Source organism: Paenibacillus alkaliterrae (assembly GCF_021532375.1).
GTDB classification, from domain to species: Bacteria; Bacillota; Bacilli; order Paenibacillales; family Paenibacillaceae; genus Pristimantibacillus; species Pristimantibacillus alkaliterrae.
The window spans coordinates 22,014-28,724 of sequence record NZ_JAKGAP010000076.1; the positions used below are offsets into that span (position 1 = coordinate 22,014).

Annotated in this window: 5 protein-coding genes; all 5 read right to left on the reverse strand. The window is 48.0% G+C overall.

The genetic code is table 11. The features are described 5' to 3' along the window. Positions 1-80 precede the first annotated feature (80 nt). Positions 81-1,505 (reverse strand): type I glutamate--ammonia ligase, encoded by a 1,425-nt coding sequence (gene glnA, locus L1N85_RS22875; RefSeq protein ID WP_235241363.1) that lies wholly within the window; start codon positions 1,503-1,505, stop codon positions 81-83. A 245-nt stretch (positions 1,506-1,750) separates the two neighbouring features. Next, complete coding sequence (aroF, locus tag L1N85_RS22880; RefSeq protein WP_235241364.1) at positions 1,751-2,812, reverse strand: 3-deoxy-7-phosphoheptulonate synthase; 1,062 nt, start codon at positions 2,810-2,812, stop codon at positions 1,751-1,753. Positions 2,813-3,353: 541 nt separating this feature from the next. Next, positions 3,354-4,340, reverse strand: a complete 987-nt coding sequence (locus tag L1N85_RS22885) for a 4-hydroxy-3-methylbut-2-enyl diphosphate reductase (RefSeq protein WP_235241365.1) — start codon at positions 4,338-4,340, stop codon at positions 3,354-3,356. 40 nt (positions 4,341-4,380) lie between these two features. Next, on the reverse strand, positions 4,381-5,901 hold the full coding sequence (locus L1N85_RS22890; protein WP_235241366.1) for a sensor histidine kinase: 1,521 nt from the start codon (positions 5,899-5,901) through the stop codon (positions 4,381-4,383). Between the two features lie 4 nt (positions 5,902-5,905). After that, positions 5,906-6,598 carry a response regulator transcription factor gene (locus L1N85_RS22895; protein ID WP_235241367.1) on the reverse strand — a complete coding sequence of 231 codons (693 nt, stop codon included), beginning with the start codon at positions 6,596-6,598 and terminating at the stop codon, positions 5,906-5,908. Between the last annotated feature and the right edge of the window lie 113 nt (positions 6,599-6,711).

Sequence of the window (6,711 nt, forward strand, 5' to 3'; positions counted from 1 at the left end):
GTTTTTATGGGTGTTTTTCATTGTTCAACAAGAAAACAGGCCCTTGAAGGGCCTGTTTTCTATCAAAGGTAACGATTGGATTAGCAATCGTAGTATAGGCTGAACTCGTGCGGATGAATACGGATTGCAACAGCTTTTGCTTCTTGGCGTTTAATAGCTACGTAGTTCTCGATGAAGTCCTTGGAGAATACGCCGCTTTCAGTCAAGAAATCGGAATCAGCTTCAAGAGCGTTAAGCGCCTCGTCAAGCGTTCCAGGAACGCTGCGGATTTCTTTCTTCTCTTCTTCCGGCAATTCGTAGATGTTTTTGTCGAAAGGACCGTATCCAAGAGCAACAGGGTCAAGCTTACGCTTGATGCCGTCCAATCCAGCAAGCAGCATAGCTGCGAATGCAAGGTAAGGGTTAGCTGTGTTGTCCGGCGTACGGAACTCGATACGGCAGCCTTTAGGCGTTACAGCGGCAATCGGGATACGAATCGCTGCAGAACGGTTACCTTTGGAGAATACAAGGTTTACCGGTGCTTCGTAACCAGGCACTAGACGTTTGAACGAGTTCGTGCTTGGGTTTGTGATTGCGATCAAAGCCGGAGCGTGGTAAAGCACGCCTCCGATGTAGTGCATTGCCATTTCGCTTAGGTTAGCGTAAGCGCCTTTATCGTAGAACAAAGGAGTGTCGCCGTTGAAGATAGAAGTATGAACGTGCATACCGCTGCCATTGTCGCCGAATAGCGGTTTCGGCATGAAAGTAGCCGTTTTGCCGTATTGGCGAGCCGTGTTGTGAATCACATATTTGAATTTCATCAGATTGTCAGCTGTTTTGGTCAATGTATCGAAACGGAAGTTAATTTCCGCTTGACCAGCCGTTGCAACTTCATGGTGATGACGTTCAACGCGAAGGCCCGATTCTTGCAAGAGCCGAACCATTTCGCTGCGGATGTCTTGTTGCGAGTCAACCGGAGCTACTGGAACGTAGCCGCCTTTAACCGGAATTTTAGAACCAAGGTTTCCGCCCTCTTCTTTACGGTTCGTGTTCCAGCCTGCTTCTTCGGATTCAACCATATAAGAAGAAGAATTCATAGTGCTTTCAAAGCGAACTTCGTCGAAAATGAAAAATTCAGGCTCAGGCGCGAAAAATGCTGTCGTACCAACGCCGGTCGTTTGAAGATATTCTTCAGCCTTCTGAGCGATGCTGCGCGGATCGCGGTCATAACGCTCGCCTTCAGGTGTATAGATATTACACATCACGTTTAGTGTAGGGTGATCTGTAAAAGGATCGATAAATACGGCTTCGGTATCTGGCATCATAACCATATCGGAGTTCTCGATACCGCGGAAACCGTGGATCGAAGAACCGTCAAAAGCTACCCCGTTAACGAAAGTATCAGCGTCAACCTCAGCAGCCGGAAGAGTGATGTGGTGAGCATGACCTAGAAGGTCCACGAAGCGGAAGTCTACAAACATGATGCTGTTTTCTTTAATATTGTCCAAAACATTTTGAACTGACATGAATAATTTCCTCCATTTCCGAACATTAGCGTAATGATGAACAGATATTGTTCAATTATTGCTCCAAATCCATGTCGTTATTATAAAACTACGGTTTAACCTCCGTCAATAGCTATGTAAGGTATTTTTTATGGGGATGTGAGGTATACTTACAAGTTTGAACAGTTGTTCACAATTGCGCCTCATGAAACAAATAAAAACCGTGCAGCCTTGATGAACAAAGGCCGCACGGCAATTTCTCAGCTTTACATTTTCCATTCCTTGAAGGCTTCAGCCGGCTCCTTCGGCGTATCGAACTGTTTGCCTACAATTGGCGCAAGCAGTTCTAGCTGCTTTAAGAGATTGGCAAATTGATCCGGGAACAACGATTGAACGCCGTCGCCTGTCATGGAGTTGTCTGGATCCGTGTGCATCTCTACGATTAGCCCGTTCGCACCGGCTGCTACCGATGCTTTAGACATGGGCTCTACTAATTCGCGGCGACCGGTTCCGTGACTCGGATCTGATATAACCGGCAAATGGCTGAGAGATTGCAGCACCGGAATCGCAGACAAATCAAGCGTGTTGCGAGTGTAAGTCTCGAACGTTCGGATTCCCCGCTCACAAAGCATAACGTTTGGATTTCCGCCTGCCAAGATGTATTCCGCTGCATTCAAGAACTCGTCGTAAGTAGAGCTGAAGCCGCGCTTCAGTAAAACTGGCGTCTGTATTGTGCCAAGCTTACGAAGCAAATCGAAGTTCTGCATGTTGCGTGTTCCTACCTGAAGGATGTCCGCATACTCCGCGCATACGTCGACGTACTCCGGCGTCATTACTTCCGTAATCGTCAGAAGCCCGTGCTTCTTGCCTGCTTCGGCCATCATCGCGAGTCCTTCAACACCGACCCCTTGGAAGCTGTAAGGACCTGTACGAGGCTTAAAAGCGCCGCCCCGAAGCACTTGACCGCCTGCCGCTTTTACCAAGCGCGCAATCTCGTCGATTTGCTCGGGAGTCTCAACTGCGCAAGGTCCGCCCATAATGACGAGGTTGCTGCCGCCGATTTTAACGCCTTTAATGTCGATAACGGTATCGTCCGGATGAAAGTCGCGGCTGGCAAGCTTGTAGGATTTGGATATTTTAATGACATTTTCGACGCCCTTCATCTGACGAAGGTGTTCGGCAAGAGTCGGCTCGGCTTTGCCAATAATGCCGATAACGGTACGATCCGTTCCTCTGGATACATGTGCCTGCACGCCCGCTCTCTCAATATGGGCTACGATTTCTGTGATACGCTCTTCCGCGATGTTTGCGTTTGTAATGACGATCATATGGATCACTCCTGGTTTTGTATTTTAAAAAATAAAGGACTGGCTATTTCATTTCGCGCTTCAACGCTTATACGCTTTATAGCTTTTATGCTTTGTGGCTTCTATGCTTTTAATCACTAAAGTAAATATACAAGAGAAGACGCATCTCGTCAACCCATGTGGTAAAATTTTTTAGCTGCTTTTTTGCGGAACAAATTATTTGTTAGATCTCACAAAGAATGCCAACCGGGTGCCGCGGGAGCGAAGTTAGTGGATAAATCCAACATAGCGACGATTGGCAGCTATAAGGAACAAATTACTGGATAAATCCATCATAGAGCGACGAATGGCGGCTAAAAGGACCAAGTTTCCGGATTAATCCATCATAGAGCGACGCAGTCAAGCCAACTGTGAGCTCAATGCAAAAGTCCGATTACCAGTAAAGTATACAGTTAATATATATATAATTGAATCTTATAATTTCTTATATATTGAAAGCCATTTAGGCCGATAAAATCGGCCTAAATGGCTTTCTTGCCTCATATTTCAATAGGCGTCCAGTTTACTCCGCCTTTTCCGCTTTGGCAGTAGCTGCAGAGCTATCCGTCGATTTCACACGGATGTTAGGCAGCAGCTTATTCACCTTGACGGTACGTCGGATTTCCCAAGTTTCCGGATTATTATGATCGTATTGCTCCAAATAAGCAATGACTTCCTTCGTTAGAGGCGTAGGCGTCGATGCCCCTGACGTAACCGCAACCCGGTCGATGCCCTTCAGCCATTCCAGCTGAATCTCGGAAACATCCGCTATCCGGTATGCCTTGACGCCAGCGATTTCCTCGGATACCTGCGCAAGACGATTCGAGTTATTGCTGCGCGGATCGCCAACGACGATGCAAAGCTGCGCTTCGCCTGCTTGTTCAGCAACCGCCTCCTGACGGACCTGAGTCGCCATGCAAATTTCATTATGAACCTCTGCGGCAGGATATTTCTCCAATAGGCGATTAATAATATGACGGATATCCCACTGCGACATAGTCGTTTGATTCGTGATTATCGCAGGTCCTTCCGGAAGCTCAAGCGAAGCGATCTCCTCTTCGCGTTCAATCAAGTGGACACGTTCCGGAGCTATGCCGATTGCGCCCTCCGGCTCGGGATGACCCTTTTTGCCAATATAAATAATATGATAGCCCTCCGCAGCCTTCGCACGTATTAAGTCATGCGTTCTCGTAACGTCCGGGCAGGTCGCATCAACGACGGACAGACCCTTTTCTCTCGCGCGCTCACGCACTTCGGGCGATACGCCATGCGCGGTGAAGATGACCGTACCCGTCTCGATTTGATCCAAAATTTCCAGGCGATTCGCGCCGTCGAGCGTAATGACGCCCTCCTGCTCGAAAGCTTCCGTTACGTGAGCATTATGGACGATCATTCCCAAAATATAAATAGGCCTTGGCAGTGCCAAGTTTTTTGCCGTTTGCAAAGCCAGCACCATCGCGTCGACGACACCATAGCAGTAGCCGCGCGGTGATATTCTTACAATTTCCATCTCTTGCACCTGCTTTCTGACCGGGTATGCGTATTAACCTCTAATTCGTCATCCCATCCGTTGACTCTATTATAGACGATGGAAACGCGTCCGAAAAGGTTATCGGCAGCCATATCGTAAACTTCGTTCCGTCACCCTCGCGAGTCGTAACCTCGATGGAACCCTGATGCTCATCTATTATCCATTTTGCAATCGACAAGCCGAGGCCCGTTCCGACCGTAACTCCCCTTGATTCGTCAGCCCGATAAAAACGGTCGAAAATATGCGGAATCTCCTCAGGATTCATGCCAATACCCGTGTCCTGGATAGCGATTCCGATTTGCCGCTCTCTTCGGATCGCGCATAGCTCGATATGCCCTTGCGGAGTATACTTAAAGGCATTTTCAATAAATATAAACAGTAGCTGCTGCAAATAATTGTGATTGGCGTTAACGCGGACTCCTTCTAAAGCGGTTAGATCGCCAATTCTCCATTCCGCCGAACGCGGCAGCAGCTGCGCCCTGCGGACAACCTCCTCCGTTAACGGAAGAAGCTCCAGCGGCGCTTTCTCCATCGTATAGCCGGCATCGGCTCTGGCTAAAGAGAGCAAGTCATTGACGAGCGTGCTCATCCGCTTCGCTTCCGCCGAAATATCGCTCATTGACTCCTTCGATAGCTCCCATCGTTCTGCATCCAGCGGCAGCCACTCACCGGAGCCGCTGCTCAAATTCGTTTCTCGCACCTTATCCCACATCCGCTCCAATAAATCAATATTTCCCCGGATGGTTGTTAACGGCGTCCGCAGCTCATGAGAAGCGTCGGATACGAAACGGCGCTGCGCTTTGTAGGCATCATCCAGCTCATTATAGGCCATTTCGAGACGCGAGAGCATCACGTTCAGCGTGCTTACCAGCTTTCCAATCTCATCCTTCGGTCCCATTGCGGGAATTCGGACGCTAAGATCGGATCCTTTCTCGATTTGCTCGGTTGCACGTATGACACGTTCGATTGGACGTAGAGCTTGACGGGCTATAAACAAGCCGACAGTAAAAGCAATAAGCACGACTACCATTGAGGAGAATATTAAAGCTGTACGAACACCATTGAGAAACTTTTCTTCCTCATAAGGAATCGCTCCAACTTGTAAAAGTCCTACTAAAGTGCCGTCACGCAAATAAATAGGCCGTTGATGAATCAGCATATTATATTTTTTTTTATTTACTTCTACTTGAATCTTAACGATTCCTTTTTCGGGATTAGCAGATGCATCAGGGTACGGAAAAACAAATTCCAATTGTCCTAAATTAATTGATTGCTTAATTGCCCCTTCTTTATAATTGACAATCTGAATATACATATCTTTTTCTTCAATCCTTGAATGCCTATCTAAATCTAAATCCAATTGATCAAAAAAATTCGTTAAACCCGTTACTATGATATTTCGATCCTGATCACGAATCTGTTCTTTCAAGTCTGAATAAGTATTCCAATTTATAAACAAGTAAATGGTTATGCCAAATGCAAGAAGCGTTATAGCCAGCAACCCCGAATACCAAAGCGTCAGCCGAAGCCGAATGGACATATGCTTAACCCGCCTCTCCTCGAAGCACATAGCCGGTGCCGCGCACCGTTTGAATGACTCGCTTCTTGCCGCCTTCCTCTACTTTTTGGCGCAGCATAGCGATGTATACCTCCAGCACGTTTGATTCGCCGCTGAAATCGTAACCCCATATTTTCTCCATAATCGCATCCCGCGTTAATACTCGCCGCGGATTTTGCATAAACAGAAGCAGCAAATCATACTCCTTGGACGTTAGCTCGATACGCTGCCCCGCGCGAATAGCTTCCCTGGCATCCATATCCAGAATTAAATCCTCATAGACGAGCTGATTGCCGGCTTGCTCGATTTTGTCTGCCTTGCGGCGGAGCAATGCCCGTGCGCGTGCAAGCAGCTCCTCCAGCGCAAATGGCTTAACCAAATAATCATCCGCGCCAAGATCAAGTCCCTTTACCCGGTCAATAACGTCGTCCTTTGCCGTCAGCATCATGATCGGCACCGTGCTGCCTCCCTCGCGCACGCGGCGGCAAACTTCCCACCCATCGACCTGCGGCATCATGACATCGAGAATAAGCAGATCCGGCTCCTTCACGAGCAGCGCCTTTAAGCCCTCCATTCCGTTGGAGGCCGTTGTCACCTCATAGCCTTCAAAGGCTAAGCTTCTTCGAAGCAAAGAAATAATTTTATCATCGTCATCGACCACTACAATATGCTGTCTCATCTGCGTATCCCCCTTAATTTGCAATCGGGTAGGAGGCTACTCATTATTTGAGTAGCCGACCTCCCACACCACCGTACGTACCGTTCGGTATACGGCGGTTCCCTAGTTTACGC